The sequence below is a fragment of the Sphaerisporangium melleum genome (assembly GCF_014646695.1).
GTDB classification, from domain to species: domain Bacteria; phylum Actinomycetota; class Actinomycetes; order Streptosporangiales; family Streptosporangiaceae; genus Sphaerisporangium; species Sphaerisporangium melleum.
In genome coordinates this window covers 10,584-31,511 of sequence record NZ_BMNT01000018.1, presented here as the reverse complement: position 1 = coordinate 31,511, position 20,928 = coordinate 10,584, and the positions used below count along the sequence as shown (strand labels likewise).

The window sequence follows — 20,928 nt, the reverse complement described above, 5'->3', positions numbered from 1 at the left end:
GGGGTCCTGTCAGGCCGGTACGACATAACGTGGCGTGATGGTCTGCGTGAGATAGGCATCCGACATGTCCGAGTAGAAACCGATCTCGCGAAGGCGTGCCGTGAAGGCCCGCGTGTTCTCCCTGAGCGCGCCCTGGTCGGTGATGCCCGCTCGGGTGAAGCCGTCCCCCGCGGGCAGCGCGTCGATGTGGAGCCCGTAGCGCTCGCGCAGGATGGCCAGGAACCGGTCGACGCGAAGGGGGCCGGTGTGGAAACCTTGCGAGCCGCCCGGGCGAAGCAGCGCGATCTGCAACAGCACCTCCAGCAGGCGGCTGTCCAGAATGAAACGCCTTTCGCCTTGACGTGGCTGGGCGATCATCGCGCCGGGGCGGTTCTTCAGGAGCAGCGAGTCGAGGCATTCGGTGATGTACTGGCGGTGGAAGCCGACCCTGAAGGCCGTGATGACGTCGATGTAGGTGCTGAACTGGTCCAGCCCCAGTTCCAGTATCCGGGCGATCGTGGTGTCCGGCTCGTCACCGGGGTCGCCGGAGTCGCGGGAACTCTCCAGAACGCGGATCAGCCGGGCCCCGGCGAACTGCTCGCGCTCACGCGAATAGGCGGAGCCGAGCAGCGTCACCAGTTCCGCCACCTTGAAGGCACCGTTCGGCGGCTTGTGCAGCTTGTTCAACCGCACCAGGTGCTGCGCGAAGTCGTCGAGCTTCTTCACCGCGAAGGTGGCGCGGACGAACTCCGGGATGCGTCCATACCAGACGGACGCGCAGCGTTCGGCGAGCCGGGCGGCCGGCGTGCCGGGGATTCCCTCGACGTCGAGGAAGAAGCCTCCCTCCGCTTTCGGCTGCTCTCCCTTCAGCATCGCGGGAAGCACCTTCATGACGCGCAGATGGTAGAGCGCCAGATGGAAGGCGAAAAGGATCTTCAGGTAGTCGACCAGCACCGATCGGGGGATCAGGTGCTGGTGGAAGAGCAACCGGACGACGTCCTCCACCAGCAGATCGGAGGCGTCAGGATACAGCGGCGGGTAGGACCTGCGGTCCTTGACGGCCGCGGCCCGATCGGTGATGTCCCTCCGGACGGCCTCGGACAGGTTGATGAGCGCCTGGGTCTCCACGTCGATCTCGCTACCGAGCTCGGGAGCCTCGGTGCTGGGGTCCACCCCCGCGAAGAAGAAGGTCTTCAGGTACTGGAGCGCCTGGCTCCCCCGCCCGCCGGACGCGTGCTGGATCATCGCGTACAGCTGCTCGTCCACCCCGGCGGGGCGTGAACGGCGGGAGTTGCGGAACCGGTAGGTGAACCCGTGCAGCGGCCGCAGACCGGCGACCATCTGACCGGGCTTGCCGCGGTTGACGAGATCCAGCAGGTGGGTCTCCATCCACCGGCGGGTGACGTCCCGGTCGAACCCGTCGAACAGCGCGGGATACTCGAGCACGGTGTCGACGAAGTCGTCGACCGACAGGTCGGCAGATCTCGCCAGCACGCTCGGCGATCCTCCCCACCACAGCCGCGGGAGGAACGCGGTGAGCACCCGGTCCATCTCCACCTGCTTGTAGTCGACATGGGTCACACCGGGATGCCGGAATTCCCGGTCACCTTTGTGCAGGGTCACCGTTCACCTTCCTCGGTGAGGGACCGCATCCGCAGTCGCCCGCTCGGCGCGCGATGGATGCGGTACAGGTCCCGGCCGCCCATGGTGAGCAGCACCTCCTGGTACGGCGCCGCGGACAGCTCGTTCTTGAAGATCGTCAAGGCGAGGTAGAGCCCCTGGCGCTCGGCGACTCCGGGCAGATGGCCTTCTCGCAGCCGGAAGAGCAACTCGTAGAGGTCGAGCCGGATGCGCAATCTCGCCCGATGTCCCGCTTCGCCGTGGTATCCCAGGACCAGTGCTTCGGGGTGTTCCTCAAGGTAGGGGGACGACCTGTCCGGCGTGGTCGCCAGCGACAGGGTCTCGGCGGGGAAAAGGCGATAACTGCGGATGCCGCCGCCGGGGACCTGGCGGATCTGCAGGGCCAGCACGTCTCCCAGCCCGCCCGGGTCGGGAAGACCCTCCCCCCGGTTGATCGCGCCGATGATCTCGGGCAGGTGCTCGGTGACCCGTTCCGGGTGGTTCAGCGCCTCGAGGAACCGATGGGCCGACCGGTACGGCAGCAGCCGCCGCGCACGCCGGTCGTCGACGCATTCGAAGTAGAACCGCCGCCGTGCGGAGGCGACGTACCCGCGATGTTCCCGCACCTGCTGAGATGATGGAGCGGCGCTGCGGGGAAGCCGGGTGAACAGCTCGTCCAGCAGGTGGACGTCGTAGGCTCCGCGCTGGTCGACGGTCATCACCGCCTGCCCGGCGTCCGGCCCGACGTAGTCGATCTGCCGGTCCAGGGCCGGGTCGGGTACGGCCGCGACGTCCACCTCGCGTAAGAAGGCCAGCAGCCGGTCCTTGGTGCCGGCGGCACCCGCCCAGCTGTTGAAGTAGAAGCCGTCCAGGATGGCCCGGGCGTCGCCCTCGCGGTACAGCTCGCGGATCTGCTCGCAGCCGCGCCCGGAGGTGAGCATGAAGGCCAGGCCCGAGCGCAGATCGCGCAGCGTCATGTGCAGGTGGCCGCGGAGGTGCGCCAGCGTGTAGAGGTCCCTCAGCCTCGCGGTCACCTTCGGGCCGGCGCTGGGGTGGGCGAAGGTCCGCGCGTTGTGCGGGGCGTAGCAGATCTTCACCAGCTCGCAGGAGTCACACGCCTCCCAGAAGCCCTCATGGGTCATGCGGCCGAGGACGCGGTCGAAGATGGACTCATCGTCACCGGCGACCACGCTGCGCCGGTTGAGGTTGACCACCGCCACGCCGTCCGCCGCCGGCTCGCCGCTCAGTCCGGCACGGATCGTCGCGGCCAGCCAGGGGAACCGCTCCTCGTGGGTGGCGAGGAAGTCGATGAGGCGGCCCTCGTTGATCGCGATGAGCCGCGTCTCCCCCGTGTCCGCGGCGGGAACGGTCCCGGCGTACGGCGCGAAGAATTCGAGCAGGACGTCGTCGTTGGCCTTGTCGCCCTCGTCCTGGCTGCCGTCGTGGTTGGTGCGCAGCCACCTGCCGCCGGGCAGCCGGACGTCCGCCCCGTTGTCCCTCGGCTCGCCGGCCACGGCTCCGCGCCTCTTCTCGCGGGAGATCAAGTGCTCTAGGAACGCGGTCTTGCCGTCTCCCGCGTTGCCGGTGATCACGACCAGGGTGTGCCGCCCGTTGACCACGTCCGGGATCAGGCGCTCGTCGAGCGCCGTCGGCACGTAGAGCTTGAACGGGTCGTGACCGCGGGTGCCCGCGTTGCTGATCGTGCTCTGGCTGTACAGGGTCTGGAGATGGGCCACGAACGGGTTGCCGCCGGCCGCCTCGCCCCTGGGCGACGGCTCGGGTGGGAGCGCCAGCCGTGGCCGGTGCACCTGGTCGCCGATCGCCGTCAGCGCCGCGAGTAGTTCGGCGGCGCTCGCGTATCGATCGCCCCGGAGCGGCGCGATGGCCTTCATCAGCGTCGCGACCAGGGCGTCGGACAGGTCACCGAGACCCGTGAGCGAGGTGGGGTCGATCGGCTGCTCGCCGAAGGCGCGCTGCGGCGAGCGGAAGGGCCACTGCCCGGTGACCAGCTCGTAGATGGTCAGGCCCAGCCCGTACACGTCGCGGTCGGCCAGGTCGGCCACCGTGGGCGGCCCCACACCGGTGTCCGGGGGCGCGTACTTGCCGGTCCCGCCCGCCCGGGACAGGCTGGAGTCGGCGGTGACCGAGACGTTGAAGTCGATGATCTTGCAGCCGGTGTCGGTCCGCAGCAGGTTCCTCGGCTTGATGTCGCAGTGGTAGATCCCGTTGGCGTGCAGGTAGACCAGGCCTTCCGCGACGTCGCGGCCGAGCTTGACCGCGTCGGCCGGGCCGAGCGGCCTGCCTTTGATCAGGTCGTGGACGTCTTGGCCGTCCACGTACTCGAACACCAGGTAGGGGATGTCGGTGTTGGGCAGGTAGTCGGCGTGCTCCACCTTCACCACGTTGGGATGGGACAGGCCGCGCAGCACCTGGTACTCCTGCTTGAGCCGCTCGGTGAGTGATTCGCGGTCCTTGAGCACGAGCTTGACGACCCGGTCGGTGGAGGCCAGGTGGTCGTACACCTGGTAGACCACGCCGAACGTGCCCGACCCCAGCTTGCGCCGCACGGTGTGCGCCCGGGTGAGCGGATATCCCTCGGGAAGGTGCTTGTAGTCCGGCCCTTCCTCACCGCTCGCCGGCGACGCGGAGCCGCCGCCACGCCCGCCGTCGCCGCCCATCGCCTTCTGCAGCATCCGCAGCGCCTCGGCCGCCTCCGGACGGGCGGAGGGGGCGAGCGCGCACAACCGCCGGAGCAGCTCGATGATCTCCTCCGGCACGCCGGCGGCCGTCATCACGTGCTCCGGCAGGACGCTGCCCTTCTCGAACTGGTCCGCGGAGGTGGCGAACGGCAACTCGCCGGTGAGGAGCTGGAAGGCGATCACCCCGGCGGCGTACACGTCGGAGGCGCGGCTCATCGCCTGGGCCCGCGTCTGGCATTCGGGTGCCACGTAGGCGGGGTCGAGCGCCTCGGCGAGCCGGTGCACGACCGTGTGGGAGCGCGGGTCTTCCGGCCGGGCGTAGTCGAAGCCGGTCAGGAGGGCGCGTCCTCCCCCGGTGACCAGGACGGCCGCCGGGGTCAGCGCCCGGTGGATCACCCTGAACCGGTGGGCGTGCGCGAGGCCGCGCAGGATGTCGCGGATCACTCCCAGTTTGGCGTCGGCGGTGAGCGGCTGCCGGGGGTCGTTCAGCCGCAGGTGGAGCGCCTGCCCGCGCACGTCGTCCAGCACCAGCACGAACCGGCTCTCGTCCTCTTCGGGGAAGAAGTCACGGCGGCCGACGATGTACTCGCTCGGCGGCATCTTCGTCAGCACCTCGTAGGCGTTGGCGATCGCGACGCGTTCGGCGGCTCGCAGTTCCTCCGGCTGGAAGGGGTCGGCCTGGTAGACCCGGAGCAGCACCGTCTCAGAGGACGCCACGGTGGCGTTGACCGCGCGGTACTCGGTGACCTCGTCGGTGCCCCCGAGCCGCTCTCGCACGACCCAGTTGCCGAACCGCAGCGGCCCCGCCGGCTCGCGCACGGCGCCGTCGAGCGCCTCTATGATGTCCCGCCGGTACGGCGTCACGTCCCGCGCCAGACCGGTCCGGACCCGGGAGACGTCACTCAGCGTCTCGATGAGGCGCGAGAGGGTCGTGACGTCGTTGGCCTCCGCCTCCGGCCGGTCGTCAGGGTCGATCAGCCGGGCGTCGTCGGCGGTGAGGACCACGAGCGCGTCCACGTAGACACGGCTCAGCGCGGGCCGCGCCTCGGCGAGTTTCCCCTTGAGGGCACGGGCGTGGCCACGCAGCTTGGCCACCGGGGACCCGAACGGCGCCCGGCGCTCCGTATACCACCTGCGGCCGGCGACCTTGATGCGCCCCCGCGTGCCCTTCACGTCGATCAGGCATACCGAGTGGCCAGTCACCACGACGAGGTCGACCTCGTACTTGCTCCCGTGCACCGGGATCTCGATGTTGTGCAGCACCCGCCAGTCGTCGGGAGCGTGATCGCGTAGATGCGCGATCACCTTGCGCTCCGCGTCGTTGACCGGGGGGCCGCCACCGACGAGCTGGGCCATGGGCTACCGCGCCGCCTCTCTTATCGCCTCATCGAGAAGAGCAAGAGCCCGATCCTCCTTCAAATCGGCCTCATCCCGCCACCGATACGCCTGCCGCACCGTCCCCGCGATCCGCTCCCGATCGGCGAGCGTGCACTCGGGCACGGGAATCTGGGCCCGCAAGCCTACGTGCAGATCCTGCTGCTTCCCGCCAACGCTCATCGAGCGCATCACCCTAAAGGCCGCCTCCGAACGCAGGAAGGCAAAAAGATAAGCACCCGGAAAATCCACGGCTCCAGAAACGACCCGAAGGAAGTGTTGCGTGTAAGCGTTCTTCAGCCATTCACCGGTAACGTATATCGCTCGACAAAATACTTCACTATCGCCAAGGGTGCCCTGGGCCGCGATCAGAACGGACTCATCGGCGGCAAATATCCCTAGAGGGGAATGGTTAGGATTGATCCACCGCCCCTCGGGGCGCAACCAGAATCCCTGCCTCTGACCGACCAGCTTCACTCCATATCTGGAATCACTGTCGATCCTCTTGAACCGGGTTCCCGAACCGAGGTAGCCGCCACCGCAAACTTCCCCAAGAGTTCTGTGTGGAACTGAGCGGAGAGCATCGATGAGACGCTGAGCCCGGGGAGAGTAGTTGAGTGCTCGTAGCGATGTAGAGGTGAGGCCGGAGACGGAGAAGTCCAGGTCGCGGGGCTCGTTGTGCCAGTTGAAGTCGATGAGCTCGGAGAGGCCGGCACTCTTGAGCAGGTCGTTGGTGGCGTCAGTGATCCCGGCCTGGAACCGGGACCGCAGCAGCATCGCCTCCTGTATCAGCACATCGATCTGTTGCTCGATCTGGGAGTCGATCCGGGGAACAGGAAGGTCCACGATATGCGAGGGCTCAATATGCTTGACGCTCGTCCCGTAGATCCCTCCCTTGATCATCGAGACGCCGAACGGGCTGGCAAGAAACGTGTATAGATATCCTGCAGGAATCTTCTCCACGTCGGGAACCACTCTGAGCACGTCCTGGCTGCACGCATACCCATCCATGTCGAGGCGCGCATAGGTGACGCGACCTGCCGTCATTCCCGAACACGTGATCAGCGTCCAGCCAGGCTTGAGCGCGAGATTGGGCATTGCCTGGAACGACTTCTTGGTGATCATCGCGAGAGAGGACAGGTCGGCTTGGAAGATATCCGCACTGGAGAGGAACGGAACACCGTGACCGGGGTCGGTGGTGTAGTGCCTCTTGAACCTGCCGGCGTTGAAGATTCCCTCGGTGACCTCCCCCAGGGGCTCCGTCCGTGGCACTCGTTTCAAGAACATGCGAGCCGCGTAGGAGTCGGAGATGTAAGGACCGGGGTCGAGGCGGAAGCTCTGGTCGGCCAGCCAGCTGGCGCGGACGGGGTTGTCGAGGTCGGTCAGCTTCACGAGTTCTCCGGGAACCAGGCGCGCAGGTGCTGGCACAGGTGGTTGAAGGCGGGGTCCTGACAGTGGCGCACCGACACCTTCTCGGCGAGACGGCGGAAGGCGGCCTTGGAGCCGTCGGCCTTGTGGCGGCGCCGCAGGTGTTCGAGCGCCGCCTTGGGGTCGGGCGGCTTCAGCCGGTCGTGCGGCCAGTGCCCGCTGTCGGCGAGGACGCGGCGGAAGTCGGGGGTGCACTTGAGCGCTTGAGCGACGTTGACGTTGTCCTGCCACACCCAGGCTTCCAGCTCCGGGTCGATCACCACGACGGCGAACTGCTCCCACGCGCCTTCCAGGCACTGCTCGATGTGCTTGTGGATGGCCTCCGCGCCGGGGCTGCCGTCCCAGGCGGCGTCCAGCATCACGACCGCGCGCCGGTGCAGTGTCTCGAAGGGCCTTAACAGCTCACGCGCGGTGTTGTACACCCCCGGGTCCTTGGTGGGGGCCACGAAGAGGTCTTCGCGAGGGTCGAACGCGAAGGGACCGCACCGCACGCTCCGGTGCACCTGGGGGCGGCCGAGGAAGCCGCGCAGCATCTGCTCCATTCCGGCGTCGGCGACCAGGAAGACGACGTCTCGTTTGGTCACGACAGCACTCCGGCGGCGAACAGCGTTCCGATGTCGATCGAGCCCTGCCAGTCGCGGAGCCGGGGATGCCGATCGCCGGGGATCACCTCCACGCCGCCGTCCCCGTCGAGCCGGGCGGCGAGCACGTCGGTGAGCTCCGTGTGCGCGAGCACGATGGGCGAGTGGGTCGAAACCCAGACCTGCGACTCGTAGAGCGCGCCGAGCGACTCGACGACGGTCTCGATGGCCCGGGGATGGATGCCGTTCTCCGGCTCCTCGGTGACCAGCAGCGTGGGGAGCGTCTCGTCCTCCAGGTAAGGGAGCAGGGTCAGCACGAGGATGCGCAGGGTCCCCTCGGACAACCCTGATGAGGTGACCCGGTAACCGCCGGCGTACTCGACGGCGAAGTAGGCGTGGTGGTCCTCGTCGCGCTCGATCACGTCGATGGCATTGATCTGCGGGAGCGCGGTACGAACATGGTCGACCCACGAGGCGAAGCGGCCGGGGGCCCTCTCGTGCAGGTCCATGGCCAGCCAGGGGGTGTTCATCCCGGAGGTCATCAGACGCGTGGCGTAGCCGGGCGGCGCAGGGCGGCGCAGGAGGTCCCAGTCGGGATCGAAGAACACCACGCCCTCGCGCAGCAGTTGGGCGAACCACAGCGCGGCGGGGAACAGCGTGGGATCGGCGGGAACCGTGCTCAGGGCGAGCTGCGCCGACGGGACGCGTAGTGGCGGCAGATCACTCTCCTGCGTGGTCGTCTCGTGCACGAAACGGGTCGGTGCCCGCCCCTCGCGCAAGATGACCGGCTGCCACTCCGGGTGCCGCAGTGTGGTGCCGCTAGTGGTGATGCCCTGGGGGAAGGCGCCGGGCTGCGGACGCGGGCCCTGGTCGGAGAAGAGGAAGAGGTATTCGTCTGCGACGTTGAGCGTGCGCGGGCCGACCTCCAGGCGCACCTCGTAGCGCAGATGCGTCGGCACGCGCTGGGTGAGTTCGGCGAAGGTGGTGTCGGACAGCACCTCCACGACATGATCCGGAAGCCGTGCCTCGATCGCGAACGCGATCGCCTCCCCCTTGCCCTTGTGGAGCAACTCCAGCAGGCTGCCGGCTCTGGCGGGCTTGCCCTCGCCCTGACGCTCAAGGAAGGCCCCGACCGCGCGCTGCTGGCGCAGCAGGTCGCCGAGCAGGACCGGGATGTCGAGCAGTGTCGTCTTCCCCGCCCCGTTGGCACCGGCCAGCACGTGATAGCGATCGAGGTCGATGCTCAGTCTGGGGAAGCAGCGGTACCCGTACGCCTCGATCCGGGTGATCACTTGGTGACCCCAGGCTCTCCGTGCTTCTCACGGAACCGCTTGTACGCCTTGGCGATCTCGGGGAGGTCGTTGTCGATGGCCTTGCGCTTGCGGACGAGCGTGCGCACGACGTTCTCCCCGTTGATCCGGATGCGCTCGCGCTCCTCCTGCTCTTCGAGGATGACCTCGCCGTCGGGCTGGCGCTTGTAGACCGGGTTGTTGCGGCGGTCGACACCGACCTTCTCCGCGATGGCCATGAAGACCGGGTAGTCCTGCTGTGCCCCCATGGTCGCGGCCATCCTCTCCTGCCCGGTCTTCTTCTTCAGGAAGAGCAGGGTGGTCAGGATGTTGACGTTCGCCTCGGCGACGAACGTCTCCACCGGCAGCTCGACGCTGGCCAGCACCCAGCAGTGCTCCAGGATCCACCGCCGGATGGCCTCGTCGGTGGGGCCGGGGTTGGACAGGATGCCGTTCGGCAGGACGATGCCGATGCGTCCGCCCTCGCGCACCCACTGGACCGCGCGCTGGATGAAGAGCTGCTCGGGGGCCATCGCCAGCACGGGGTTGTCGCCGGCCACCACAAGGCCGGTTTCCCGGTCACGCGACCACGACTGGGCGACGCCGTCCCGGTACTGATCGAGGATCTCCTTATCCTCGATCTTGATGTCGGTGCCGAAGGGCGGGTTGGCGAGGAGCACGTCGACGCCACCGAACGGGATGCGCTTCTTCGCCTCCGCCAGACCGGGCAGATGGCCCCCGGGAAAGGCCAGGGAGTCCATGTTGTAGACGTTTCCCTCGCCGCCGGTGAGCGTCATGATGCTCATCTTCGTGGCGCGGACCAGGAACGGATCGAAGTCGGCGCCGAACAGGTTCTTCTCCGCGTAGGCGGCCAGCCGGTCCTGGTGGTCGGCCAGTTGTTCCTCGGTGTCGGGCAGCCCGAGCGTCTTCTCCTCACCACGCCACTTGTTGAGCAGGTGCCACAGCGTCTCGCGCAGGAAGCCGCCGGTCCCGCACGCCGGGTCGAGCACCTTTTCGTGTTCCTGCGGGTCGAGGATCTCCACCATGAGGGAGACAGCGCTCCTCGGGGTGAAGTACTGACCCCGGTCGCCCCGCAGGTTGGTGCCGACCAGCTCCTGGTAGGCGATGCCCTTGACGTCCATGTCCGTGCCGGTCAGGTCGTAGGGCGCGAGCTCGCCCACGATGAACGCCAGCGCCCGCGGGGACAAGGTGATCTCGTCTCGGGCGCCGAAGAGCGGGTATTCCCGCTTCACTTCGTTGAACAGCGCGAGCACCCGGCCCTCGATGGCCTTACGGCCCTCCTCGTTGAAGGGCTCGCCCGGTAGCGCGTAGAACTCGGGCGGCCGGCGGTGCCTGCGGCTCATGCGCTCGTCGTGCATCTTCGTGAACAGCAGATAGAGGAACTGCCAGAACGCGGCGTCCTTGGGCAGCCCTTCGTTGCCGTGGATGTAGTTGTGGCACCGGCGGAACGCGGTCTTGAGCATGGCGGCCTCGCCGCGCCGAAGCCGGGCGACCGAGGCGACCGTTCCGCTGCCCACCGTCTCGTCCGCCACTGGCCAGTCGGCCCGCGGCTCGAACTTCGCGCCGAACCGGGTCGACTCCTTGTACAGGAAGAAGAAGTCGAGGCCGTTGGTCCACATTCCGTACTGGGCGAGCGGCGTGGCCTCGGTGCCGAGCAGGGTCTCCAGCTCTTCCAGATCATCTTTGGCCTGGCTGAACGTGCGGATCTTCGTGACCGCCCTGCCGGGCTTCGGCTCTGGCTTGCAGACCACGACGCGGCGCAGATTGGCCAAGACCTTCGGGGCGCCGTGCGCGAAGACGGCGATGTCGGCCCGCTTGACGGTCCGGCGCTTGCCGTCCGCCTGGACCGGGATGGGGAAGTCCCGTGCCATGTCGTCGACGGAGATGCCGTACTCGTGGAACAGCACGCGGGCGATGCGCTGCCGGACGGGCTCCCCGCCCTTCAGCTTGACCGGCTTGCCGGTGATGAAGTCGATGGTCTCGTCCTCGGCGAGCGAATCGAGCTCGCTCTCTGGGGACGACGTGGCCTCATCGGGCTCGCCGATGTCCAGGCCGACCTGCTCCATATGTGACGCCCCTCGCTCCTGTGCCCGTGTATGCCGCGCCCCGTGCCGTCAGCACGTCCGCGACCTCGAATCCTATGACTCGGCAGGCACTCGGAGGACGCGGACGCGAGACTCCACCAGAGATCGCGACCATAGCGATCGCCACCGACATTCCCGTCCCACGCGCGTCTGCGCCCCAGGCGCACCGCGGTCGCCTCGCGTACCGATGCAGCACGGCGCCGCACACCGGCTGCGGGGATACCGCGTCGGGGACGGCAAGCGCTCACTCACCAGCGACCACCGGGCACCGAGTCCACCGTAGGGCGCACTCGGTGACTCCCCGGTCAGGAGGTGAGTTCGGCGTTCAGGTGGGCGCGGAACTCCTTGACCTGGATGGTGGCGGCGTAGGGCTCAAGGCGGTCGGAGAACGTGCGGATGCGTTCGACGGAGCGTACGGAGGTCAGGGAACTCGCCAGCGGGATGGCGGCCCGCGCCGAATCGACGGCCTGTTCCACCTCGCCCATGCTGAGATACGCCTCGGCGGCGTTGATCCGGTTGAGCTGTGCCGACCGTGGACGCTTCTCCGCGAAATCGCGTACGGCCGACTCCGCGCACTCGGCCGCCCGCTCATGCTCGCCGAGGAGTTCCCAGCACACGCCCATTCTGGCGATGAGTTCCGGCTCGTCGTTCCAGGTGGCCCAAGCCGGGTCACGGTCGGTGCTGCCCTGCGCGTGCAGCCGCTCCGCCTGAGCGAGCTGCCGCTGGATCCGCTTGGCGCTGTGCGTATCACCGGTTTCAGCCGGCCTCGTGTGCAGGGCCGTGGCCCATGCTCCGTCCACCAATGACATCGCGATGACCCGAGGCGGGGCATCGGCGCGCTCGACCGCGTCCACCGCCGCCTGGGTCAACCAGACAGCCTGAGCAGACCACCCCAAGTGGAGCGCTTGATGCGTCATGCTCTCCAGCACCAGCACACCCGTCAGCGCGTCACCTCCCGCCTTGGCGAGCCTGAGCGCCTGACCGAAGTAATGCTGCGCTTGACCGTGCAAGTTCAGGTCGAAGGCCGTCCAGCCCGCCATCTCCGCCATCTCAGCCGCCGCCGACATCAGTCCGGCACCGACCTTGTCGTCATAACGGCCGCGCAGCAACGGCGCGACAGTGGTGTTCAGGTAGTCCACCACCGCCGGGCGCACCAACCCCGCGCCGAACTGGTGGTCCATCTGTCCGAACACCTGCCGCGCCTCGACGATCCGCCGCACATCCGCGAGTCCGACCGCCACCCCCGACCCCTCATGCGCCGCCGACGCGGCCGGAGCGCCATAGCTCCACGCCGAGAGCCAGCTCCCCAGAGCCGCCGGGACGAACGGCAGCGCGGCCAGTACATGACGGCGGTCGGGGTCCACGTCACACCTCCAGAGTCGTCCGGCGGCCTCGACGGTAGCCGGAAGCGACAGGTCACTGAAGTCCGGAACGAGCCAGGCTTGCGTATCGACCGGCTCGGCGCCCTCGATCCAGCGTTCGACCTCGGCCGGATCCACACCGAACACCTCGGCCATCCGCGCCCGGTACACCGGCCGGATCTCCTGACGACCCCGCTCCCACCGGCCCCACGTCGTCGGCGACACCCACAACGCCTCCGCGACCTCGTCCTGACTCAACCCCAGCCGCTTACGCGCCCGCGCCAACTCCGGCCGCCCCGCCCCACGCCGCGCACCACCCATACCCACACCACCTCCGACACAAGGAGTCACCATGTGATGACCCATTGTCAAGGCGAGTGGTCCGCCCGGCCCTCCCATCGTCACGAACGCCAGGAAAACGACCACCCGGCGTCCCGGAACGGCGCAGGAACGCCGGGTCACAACCGAGGTTCGCCGGGCACGCTCGGTCGCGCCCAGGGTCCGAACGGCCTCTTCCCCCGTCGCCACGCTGACCTGACACAGACACCCGAGGGGACACGTGAAGGCCGCTCGTGATCGTGCGGTAGAACAGACCCATGACTGACGATCAGCGGCATGGCCGTCGACGTGAAACGCGTTCATAAATGGCCCGGCCCATGAAGATCGTTGTGACCTCTCTGTTAGTGGGCGCCGGATTCGGTGCGGTGACCTCCCTGGCCAACGGCATCGCCCTCGGCTTCGCCGACCTGGAAAGCCGTGCGTACACCACCAGCGGATGGACACTCGCGGAGATCATGAGCGTCCTGCTCGACTCCGGCTGGGCTTGGGCAGGCCTGGGCGTGGCCGTGGGGTGGCTGGTCACACGTGCCGAGGATCGGCGGCCTGTCGCACTGGCGCAAGGCGCAGCCGCCGGAGCGTTGGCACTGCTCGCGGCCGTGGCCGCCTACAGCATCGTGGACGTCATCCGCAGCGGTGCCTCCTCCCCCTGGTACGAGTCCGAACCCCTCGTGTGGTGGGTCGCCGCCATCGTCCTCGGAGTGCCGCTGGGAGCCATCGGAGCATGCGCCAGGCGGCCCGGTGCGGTCGGTCTGCTGGCGAGATTGACCGTACCGGTCGGTGCCGCCGTCCAGATGGTCGTGCTTCCGCCTGGCAAGAACGAGGTGATCAGGGACATCGGACAGGCGGTCGTATGGACGGCCGCCGCCGCGACTGTTTGCTTCGTCATGATCCGCTTCCTTCTCGTGGAGCGCCGTCCGCGCCCTGCGACAGCCGCGAAATCTCCGTGAGCGGAGCGGAGACCATCTTCCGGACTCGCGGAATGGCAGGCGCACCAGAGCGCGAGCGACATGTCGCTGAAGTCCGTGAGAAGCCAGGCTTGCCTATCGACCGGCTCGGTGCCCGAACGCCAGGAAAACGACCACCCGGCGTCCCGGACCGGCGCAGGAACGCGCGGTCACGACCGAGGTTCAACCGACCGACGGCCCCGGCTGCACCAAGCTCCGCGCCCGCGTCGCCGACCGCGCCAGGGCGTTCGGCAAGCCGGTGTCCCCGGCCCGCTCGGTCGTGTTCCGGGGGCGCCCGTCCACCGGATCGCGCCGAGGCCCAGGCGCCTCTGTTCATGGAGTCGTACCGGGGAACTCGCGGCGGGCACGGCCCGCGTTCTGGCGGGTCAGATCACGACTTCCGGGCGCGGTGGCGGGCTATGGCGCCTATGGTGAGCAGCGCGACGACGGCGATGACCTGGCCGCCCAGAATGATCCGGTTGTAGTCGATCGCCGGGTGCCAGCGGACGGTGCCGTCCTTGATGACGAACACGCCGGTCGGCGTGATGCCCACACCGAAGCCGCCGCCGGAGCCCTCGCTGCCCGCGCCCTCGCCGTCCGGGTGGCCGTCGAGGTGACCGCCGCCGCCTCCGCCTCCCCCGCCGACCCGGGCCGCGGGAATGACCGTCACCCCGTCACAGACGATCGGATCACCGTAGGCCCGCCGGACGGTGGTGGCGTCCCGCACTTTGTCGAGTATCTCCGCGACGTTCATGTTCGCCCTCCTGGTGCGGCGGTCGCCGGCCGTACCGCCGGCACTGTCCTAGTATCCGGTCGCGGCATCGGCGAGGTGATCGGCGAAGTGCCGTCTTGGGTGGCCTCTCCCGGCCGCGTCAGTCCGCCGCGAGCGCCGCGTGGACGGACGACACCGCGCTCGCGCCGTCGCCGACGGCCGTGGCCACGCGTTTGGTCGAGCCCGAGCGCAGGTCGCCGACCGCGAAGACCCGGGCGGCGCTCGTCTGGAACGGCAGGGCCGCGCCGGACGAGCCGGCGGGCAGCCGGACATCGGTGAGGACGAAGCCGTCGCCGGCCTTGGCCACGCCGTCCAGCCAGCCCGACACCGGGTCGGCGCCGACGAAGCAGAACAGCGCACGGCTGTCCAGCCGCTGCGGCCGCTCCCCCGGCCGTTCGACGACGATCGACGTGAGGGTGTCGTCGCCGGCCAGTTCGCGGACCGTGCTGCCGGTGCGCACCCGGATCCGGGAATGGGCGCGGATCCGGTCGGCCAGGTAGGACGACATGCCGGCGTCGAGGTCGTCGCCGCGGAGGACCACGTCCACCGTCGCGCCGTGGGCGGCGAGGGACAGCGCCGCCTGCCCGGCCGAGTTGGCGCCGCCGATGACGGTCACCGGCTGCCGCTCGTAGCCTCGGACGTCCGACTCGGTGGCCGCGTACCGGATGCAGCCGGACCGCTCGAACCTCGCCCAGCCGGGAATGTCCAGCCGCCGGTACTGGGCCCCGGTGGCGGCGATCACCGCGCGGCACTCGATGCGGGCTCCGTCCTCCAGCAGCACGGCCGGCCGCCGCCCGTCGGACAGATCGAGGCCCGCCACCGTGCACGGGGCGTGGATCCGCACGCCGAACTTGAGCGCCTGGACCATGGCCAGCCGGGTCAGGTCGACGCCGCTGACCCCGTCGGGAAAGCCGAGGTAGTTTTCGATGCGGGCGCTCTTGGCGGCCTGGCCGCCGATCCCGCCGCGGTCCAGCAGCACGGTGACCAGCCCTTCGGACGCCCCGTACACGGCGGCGGCCAGGCCCGCCGGACCGGCGCCGACGACGACGAGGTCCACCGGGTCCGCGCCGGATCGGTAGGTGAGGCCGAGTGCCTCCGCGAGCGTCACCGGGGTCACGCGCCGCAGCACCGCACCGCCGGCGACCGCGGCCGGAAGGTCGTCCGCCGTCAGCCCGGCCGATTCCATCAGCGAGCGCCCGGGAGGCGAGCTCGCGCTTCGCCAGGTGTGCGGCAGGAGCAACTGCGTCACGTAGCCGCGCAGTTCCAGGCTCTCGGCGGTGTCCGGCCGGGCGACGATCTCCAGAGCTCCGCCGGCGGCCGAGCGGATGACCTCGCGCCGTTCCTGGAACGCCGCGACGAGCACGGCGGCGATGTCGTCCTGCTCGGCGAGGGCCCGCCGCAACGCGGCCGCTCCGATGCGCACGACCGTCCCGGCGGACACCACCCGGGCGGTCAGGTAGACGTGCTGACCGGTGAGCAGGTTGAGCTCGCCCAGGAAGTCCCCCGGGCCGCCCTGGTAGATCAGCCGCTCCGGCTCGATCGCCGTCGCGTCCCGGACGATGTTTACCGTCGCCGTCTGGAGCAGGAAGAAGTCGTAGGAGTCGTCGCCCGAGGTGAACAGGTCCCGCCCGGCCTCGGCGTACTCCGCCTCTCCGTAGCCGGCGAGCCGGCGGAACTGCTCCTCGTCCAGGACCGGCCCCCGCCGCGCTCCGCCACGGGCGGCGGGATCGGGCTCATGCGTCATGTCATCCCCTGGAAGACCGAATCAGGATCGGGCGCGCCGGGCGCCGACGACGGCGCTCACCGGGCCCGAGTGCCAGGCGTACGGCGGCCGGCGGGACGGCGATGGGCGTCGCCGTCCCGCCGGGCGGCGTCAGCGCGCGGCGCGCTTGATGAGGTCGGCCGCCGCGGCGGGCTGGGAGATCATCGCGACGTGCGAGGCGGCGACCTCGCACACCTGTGCCCCGGCCCGCTTCGCCATGAACCGCTGCGCCGCGGCGGGAAGCACCTGGTCGTTCTTGGCGACGAGGTAATAGGACGGAATGGTCTTCCACGCCGGGGCGCCGGACGGCTCGCCGAGCGTGCGCGTGTCGGCGGGTCGCTGGCCGGCCTGCATCAGGCCGGTGACCGTCTTCGGCACGTCGCCGGCGAAGACGTCGTGGAAGAACTCCTTCTTGATGTATCCGTCGACGAGGCCCTCTCCGTAGGGACGGAAGTCCAGCGCCGCCTCGCTCAGCTTGCTCCCCGGGAACTTCGTCTGCAGTTGCAGCAGCGACTCGCCCTCGTCGGGGGCGAACGCGGCCACGTACACCAGTGCCTTCACGTTCGGGTTGCCGGCCGCGGCGTTGGTGACGACGATCCCGCCGTAGGAGTGCGCGGCGAGGACGATCGGGCCGCTGAGGGTGGCGAGGACGGAGGCCAGGTAGGCGGAGTCGGTGGTCACGCTGCGCAACGGGTTCGCCGGGGCGATGACCGGGTAGCCGTCGCGGATGAGCCGGGCGGCGACGTCGTTCCAGCCGGAGGCGTCGGCGAAGGCGCCGTGTACGAGCACCACGGTGGGCTTGGACTTGGTCTCCGGCCGGGACTGGGCCTGCGCCTCGGACGTTCCCAGCAGGGCGCCGGCCGTGACCGCGGCGGATCCGGCCAGCACCGCACGGCGAGTCGTCGTCATATGTGAGCCTTTCAATGCGTGATGAGCAAGCACCTCGTTCGCGGCTCAATGTAGGTCCCGGGCACTTGACGGCCACTGAACCGGCGGTTCCGTCGTCATCCAGTACGCCGAATTAGCGTGCGGGCATGAACAAGGCGATCAGCGAAAGCGCCAAGATATGGGGCCTGCGGCTCCACCTGCTCTTTTATGTCCTGGCCAATCTGGCCCAGATCGTGGTGTGGTGGGCCGTCGACCAGGAACACTTCTTCTGGCCCCTGTGGTCGATCGTCTTCTGGGGCATCGGGCTGGTCTTCCACTACTGGGGTGTGCGCACGGCGCCCAGGTCGAACACCGGCCACCGAACCTACTGATCGGCCGGCACCTGCGGCGCCGGCTCAGGAGGCGAGTTCGGCGTTCAGGTAGGCGCGGAACTCCTTGACCTGGACGGTGGCGGCGTAAGGCTCAAGGCGATCGGAGAACTTCCGGATGCGCTCGACCGAGCGTACGGACGTCAGCGAACTCGCCAGCGGGATGGCGGCCCGCGCCGAATCGACGGCCTGTTCCACCTCACCCATGCCGAGATACGCCTCAGCGGCGCTCATCTTGTTGAGCTGCGCGGCCCTCGGACGCTTGCCGATGAACTCGCGCACCGCCGACTCCGCGCAGTCCGCCGCCCGCTTGTGGTCCCCGAGCAGCTTCCAGCACTTGCTCATCCTCGCCGTGAGTTCCGGCGCGTCCTGCCACGCGATCCAGACCGGGTCCCGATCCGTGCTCCCCCGGGCGTACTCGCGTTCCGCCTCGCCCAGCAACCGTTCGACTCGCTTGGCATTGTGCGCGTCTCCGGTCTCGCCGGGCTTGGCCTGGGAGGCCACGGCCCGTGCTTCGTCGACGAGCAACATGGCCATCACCCGGGGTGGTGCCTGCACCCGCCGGGCACTGTCCACCGCCGCTCTGGCCAGCCAGACCGCTTGCTCGGGCTGCTCCAAGTGGAGTGCTTGATGCGTCATGGTGGCAAGGATCCGGGCGCCCGTCAGAGCGTCGTTGCCCATCTTCGCCAGCTTGAGCGCCTGACCGAAGTACTGCTGCGCTTGTCCGTGAAGGTCCAGGTCGAACGCGGTCCAGCCGGCCAGTTGAGTCATCGCCGCGGCGGCCGTCATCAAATCGGCCCCCACCTTGTCGTCGTAGCGACCGCGAAGGAGCGGCGCAACGGTGGTGTCCAGGTAGTCCACCACTGCGGGCCGTACCAATCCCGCACCGAACTGGCGGTCCATCTGCCCGAACGCCTCCCGGGCCTCCGTGATCCGCCGTACGTCGGGCATACCGACGGACGGCCCAGGGCCCCGGTGCGCCACTGATTCGACCGGAGCGCCGTAACTCCATGCCGACAGCCAACTTCCCAGGGCAGCGGGCACGAATGGAAGTGCCGCCAGCAGATGACGTCGTTCCGGATTCATGTCGCACCTCCACAATCGTCCGGCCCGATCGACGGTAGCCGCGAGGGAGAGGTCGCTGAAGTCCGTGAGAAGCCAGGCTTGCGTATCGACCGGTTCGGCGCCCTCGATCCAGCGTTCGACCTCGGCCGGGTCCACACCGAACACTTCGGCCATCCGCGCCCGGTACACCGGCCGGATCTCCTGACGGCCCCGCTCCCACCGGCCCCACGTCGTCGGCGACACCCACAACGCCTCCGCGATCTCGTCCTGGCTCAACCCCAGCCGCTTACGCGCCCGCGCCAGCTCCGGCCGCCCCGCCCCACGCCGCGCACCGCCCATGCCCCGCACCACCTCCGACACAATGAGTCATCGACCGATCACCGATTGTCAAGAGGGTTGACGCCGTTGTCGGGGCGACCGCACGAAACGACGGGAAAACGACCGGCCGGCGGCGTGCACCGCCCGGCCGGTACGGGAAGGCGTCCAGAGCCGGGTGATCGGCGAAGTGGGCCGTCATGCCGGGCTCGGGACCTGTCCTGACGGCGTCCGGCGTCGTCTCCTGCTCATCACGTTCATCGAGAGCAAGGAGACACGCGCATGCGGCCGACCCCCCACCGTCCGGCGAGCACACCCGGCGACCCCTCCGGGCACCCGCCGCTGCCCCGCCAGGGTGGCGCCACCGAAGCGGGAACGCCGCAGGAGTCCTACGCCGATGTCAGCATGCTGGCCGCGGCGCTGGTGCCCGGCTCGGCGTCGCGCCGCGCCCGTGCCCTGGTGCGCGAGGTCCTGCGGGACGCGGCGGTGTCCGCCGACGCGGTGACCGACGCCGAGCTGGCCGTGGCCGAACTGGCCTCCAACTGTGAGCGGCACGGCCGGCCGCCGTTCGAGGTGCGGATCTTCAGCCTGAGTGGCGTGCCCACCTGGTGCGAGGTCGTGGACGGCGACCCGGACCTGCGGTGGATCCCGGCGATCCTCAACCGTCCGCGCGAGCAGACCGTCCTCGACCTGTTCGCCGAGAACGGCCGGGGCCTGCTTCTGGTGCGCGAGCTCTCCGGCGGCCACTGCCACGCCTACCGGACGACGGCCTTCACCACCGGCGTACCGGCCAAGGCCGTCGCCTTCGCCCTGCCCACGCCCTCAGGCCTGCGCGTCACCTGCCCGCCGCTCCTCCACCTGGCCCGCCACCGGGCCCGGCTTCTGCTGTGATCCGGGTCCGGCGGAGCCGAACCGCTGGGATGATCGCCGGGTGCGGAACGACTCTGACGCCGGGCGGCGACGGCGGTGGCGCTGGGTGAGCGTGCTCTTATGGGTGCTGCTCCTGCCGTTCGCGGGGTGGGCCGGGCTCCGGCTGACGGGGTGGGACCTCGGCCTGTACTGGATCCAGCTCGTGGCCTTCACCCCGCTTGTCGCCGCCGCTTCGCCGGTGGTGCCGGTGGCCGCCCTGCTGATGCGGCGGTGGCCGGTGGCGGCGGCGGGCGCGCTGGTGGTGGCGGTACTCGCGGCGGGCGTGCTGCCCAGGGCGCTCGCCGAGGGCAACCCTGCGGCGGCCGGGCCGGAGCTGCGGGTCATGTCCACCAACCTGGCGGTGGGCGCGGCCCCGGCAGGAGAGATCGCCGGCCTCGTCCGGCGGTTGAACCCGGACGTGCTGACGATTCAGGAGCTGACCCCCGATGCGGTCGCGAGCCTGAAGAAGGCGGGGCTGGACGAGCTGCTGCCCCACCGGGCGACGAAGCCGGCGAAGGGGCCGTGGGGGTCGGGCATCTACGCGCGGTTCCCGCTGCGCGCCGGGTCCGTCATCGAGTACGGCAACTTCCGGCAGGCCGAGGCCGTCGTCGAGGTGCCCGGCGGGCCGGAGGTGTACGTGGCGTCGGTGCATCCGTGCGCGCCGCGCTTCGACTACAAGGTCTGGTGCTGGGCGCAGGGCCTGCGCGCGCTGCCGGCCGCCGAACCCCGGGGCGTGCTGCGCGTCCTCGCCGGTGACTTCAACGCCACGCTGGACCACGGGGCGTTGCGGCGCCTGCTCGGCACGGGGTACCGCGACGCCGCCGACGTCACCGGGCAGGGGCTGGCGCCGACCTGGCCGGCCAAGGGGTGGAAGCCGATCCCTGGGGTGACGCTGGATCATGTGCTGGCCGATCCGCGCATCGCGGTCCGCGCCTACAGCACCCATCTGGTCTCCATGACCGACCACCGCACGCTCTTCGCCCATCTGGTGCTGCCGTGACGCGCTGCCGGGGCATCGTGGACCGCATCCGGTCGCGGCGCCCGGCCGGAACGGGCGCCGCGACCGGTGGTCAGCGGGTGAGGGTGAAGGTGTCGATGTCGAACAGCGAGCCTGATCCGCCGGTGAAGGC

15 protein-coding genes are annotated in these 20,928 nt (G+C 69.4%); 4 read left to right on the top strand and 11 right to left on the bottom strand.

The window, feature by feature from the left end; all coding sequences use genetic code 11:
- Positions 1-9 precede the first annotated feature (9 nt).
- The 7 genes from mads7 to IEY93_RS17145 form a co-directional block, all read right to left on the bottom strand.
- Positions 10-1,602, bottom strand: coding sequence for a methylation-associated defense system protein MAD7 (mads7, locus tag IEY93_RS17175; RefSeq protein WP_189164085.1), 1,593 nt, complete (start codon positions 1,600-1,602; stop codon positions 10-12).
- Positions 1,599-5,654: a methylation-associated defense system protein kinase MAD6 gene (gene mads6 / locus IEY93_RS17170; RefSeq protein WP_189164084.1), complete on the bottom strand. Its 4,056-nt coding sequence runs from the start codon at positions 5,652-5,654 to the stop codon at positions 1,599-1,601. The genes mads7 and mads6 overlap by 4 nt, the downstream gene beginning before the upstream one ends.
- Positions 5,655-5,657: 3 nt before the next feature.
- Positions 5,658-7,064 (bottom strand): methylation-associated defense system restriction endonuclease subunit S MAD5, encoded by a 1,407-nt coding sequence (mads5, locus tag IEY93_RS17165; protein ID WP_189164083.1) that lies wholly within the window; start codon positions 7,062-7,064, stop codon positions 5,658-5,660.
- Positions 7,061-7,684: a methylation-associated defense system protein MAD4 gene (mads4, locus tag IEY93_RS17160; protein ID WP_189164082.1), complete on the bottom strand. Its 624-nt coding sequence runs from the start codon at positions 7,682-7,684 to the stop codon at positions 7,061-7,063. The genes mads5 and mads4 overlap by 4 nt, the downstream gene beginning before the upstream one ends.
- On the bottom strand, positions 7,681-8,973 hold the full coding sequence (mads3, locus tag IEY93_RS17155; protein WP_189164081.1) for a methylation-associated defense system AAA family ATPase MAD3: 1,293 nt from the start codon (positions 8,971-8,973) through the stop codon (positions 7,681-7,683). Before mads3 ends, mads4 begins: the two co-directional genes overlap by 4 nt.
- Positions 8,970-11,057, bottom strand: a complete 2,088-nt coding sequence (mads2, locus tag IEY93_RS17150; RefSeq protein ID WP_189164080.1) for a methylation-associated defense system DNA methyltransferase MAD2 — start codon at positions 11,055-11,057, stop codon at positions 8,970-8,972. The genes mads3 and mads2 overlap by 4 nt, the downstream gene beginning before the upstream one ends.
- A 323-nt stretch (positions 11,058-11,380) precedes the next feature.
- Positions 11,381-12,757, bottom strand: a complete 1,377-nt coding sequence (locus IEY93_RS17145) for a helix-turn-helix domain-containing protein (RefSeq protein WP_268241560.1) — start codon at positions 12,755-12,757, stop codon at positions 11,381-11,383.
- A 347-nt stretch (positions 12,758-13,104) separates the two neighbouring features.
- Here IEY93_RS17145 and IEY93_RS17140 point away from each other — a divergent pair, with 347 nt between their 5' ends.
- Entirely contained in the window at positions 13,105-13,722 is a 618-nt protein-coding gene (locus tag IEY93_RS17140) for a hypothetical protein (protein ID WP_189164078.1), read from the top strand.
- Between the two features lie 388 nt (positions 13,723-14,110).
- Here the strand turns inward: IEY93_RS17140 and IEY93_RS17135 are convergent, their stop codons facing one another.
- The 3 genes from IEY93_RS17135 to IEY93_RS17125 form a co-directional block, all read right to left on the bottom strand.
- Complete coding sequence (locus tag IEY93_RS17135) at positions 14,111-14,473, bottom strand: spore germination protein GerW family protein (protein ID WP_189164077.1); 363 nt, start codon at positions 14,471-14,473, stop codon at positions 14,111-14,113.
- Between the two features lie 118 nt (positions 14,474-14,591).
- Positions 14,592-16,235, bottom strand: a complete 1,644-nt coding sequence (locus IEY93_RS17130; RefSeq protein WP_189164076.1) for an FAD-dependent oxidoreductase — start codon at positions 16,233-16,235, stop codon at positions 14,592-14,594.
- Positions 16,236-16,364: 129 nt separating this feature from the next.
- Complete coding sequence (locus IEY93_RS17125; protein ID WP_189164075.1) at positions 16,365-17,162, bottom strand: alpha/beta fold hydrolase; 798 nt, start codon at positions 17,160-17,162, stop codon at positions 16,365-16,367.
- A gap of 125 nt (positions 17,163-17,287) precedes the next feature.
- On the opposite strand from IEY93_RS17125, the gene IEY93_RS17120 reads away from it, so the two are divergent.
- Positions 17,288-17,512: a 2TM domain-containing protein gene (locus IEY93_RS17120; protein WP_189164074.1), complete on the top strand. Its 225-nt coding sequence runs from the start codon at positions 17,288-17,290 to the stop codon at positions 17,510-17,512.
- 24 nt (positions 17,513-17,536) lie between these two features.
- On the opposite strand, the gene IEY93_RS17115 is transcribed toward IEY93_RS17120, so the two are convergent.
- Positions 17,537-18,913, bottom strand: coding sequence for a helix-turn-helix domain-containing protein (locus IEY93_RS17115; protein ID WP_268241562.1), 1,377 nt, complete (start codon positions 18,911-18,913; stop codon positions 17,537-17,539).
- Between the two features lie 258 nt (positions 18,914-19,171).
- Between IEY93_RS17115 and IEY93_RS17110 the strand changes: the two genes are divergently transcribed.
- Together IEY93_RS17110 and IEY93_RS17105 are read left to right on the top strand one after the other, a co-directional pair.
- Positions 19,172-19,780, top strand: a complete 609-nt coding sequence (locus tag IEY93_RS17110; RefSeq protein ID WP_189164072.1) for an ATP-binding protein — start codon at positions 19,172-19,174, stop codon at positions 19,778-19,780.
- 40 nt (positions 19,781-19,820) lie between these two features.
- Positions 19,821-20,798, top strand: a complete 978-nt coding sequence (locus IEY93_RS17105; RefSeq protein WP_203968628.1) for an endonuclease/exonuclease/phosphatase family protein — start codon at positions 19,821-19,823, stop codon at positions 20,796-20,798.
- Positions 20,799-20,928: the final 130 nt, after the last annotated feature.

Excerpts from the sequence above, each read along its gene's own strand:
- IEY93_RS17130 (WP_189164076.1), bottom strand. The coding sequence starts at position 16,235 with ATGACGCATGAGCCCGATCCCGCCGCCCGTGGCGGAGCGCGGCGGGGG.
- mads6 (WP_189164084.1), bottom strand. The coding sequence starts at position 5,654 with ATGGCCCAGCTCGTCGGTGGCGGCCCCCCGGTCAACGACGCGGAGCGC.
- IEY93_RS17110 (WP_189164072.1), top strand. The coding sequence starts at position 19,172 with ATGCGGCCGACCCCCCACCGTCCGGCGAGCACACCCGGCGACCCCTCC.
- IEY93_RS17115 (WP_268241562.1), bottom strand. The coding sequence starts at position 18,913 with ATGGGCGGTGCGCGGCGTGGGGCGGGGCGGCCGGAGCTGGCGCGGGCG.
- mads2 (WP_189164080.1), bottom strand. The coding sequence starts at position 11,057 with ATGGAGCAGGTCGGCCTGGACATCGGCGAGCCCGATGAGGCCACGTCG.
- IEY93_RS17145 (WP_268241560.1), bottom strand. The coding sequence starts at position 12,757 with ATGGGTGGTGCGCGGCGTGGGGCGGGGCGGCCGGAGTTGGCGCGGGCG.
- IEY93_RS17135 (WP_189164077.1), bottom strand. The coding sequence starts at position 14,473 with ATGAACGTCGCGGAGATACTCGACAAAGTGCGGGACGCCACCACCGTC.
- IEY93_RS17120 (WP_189164074.1), top strand. The coding sequence starts at position 17,288 with ATGAACAAGGCGATCAGCGAAAGCGCCAAGATATGGGGCCTGCGGCTC.
- IEY93_RS17125 (WP_189164075.1), bottom strand. The coding sequence starts at position 17,162 with ATGACGACGACTCGCCGTGCGGTGCTGGCCGGATCCGCCGCGGTCACG.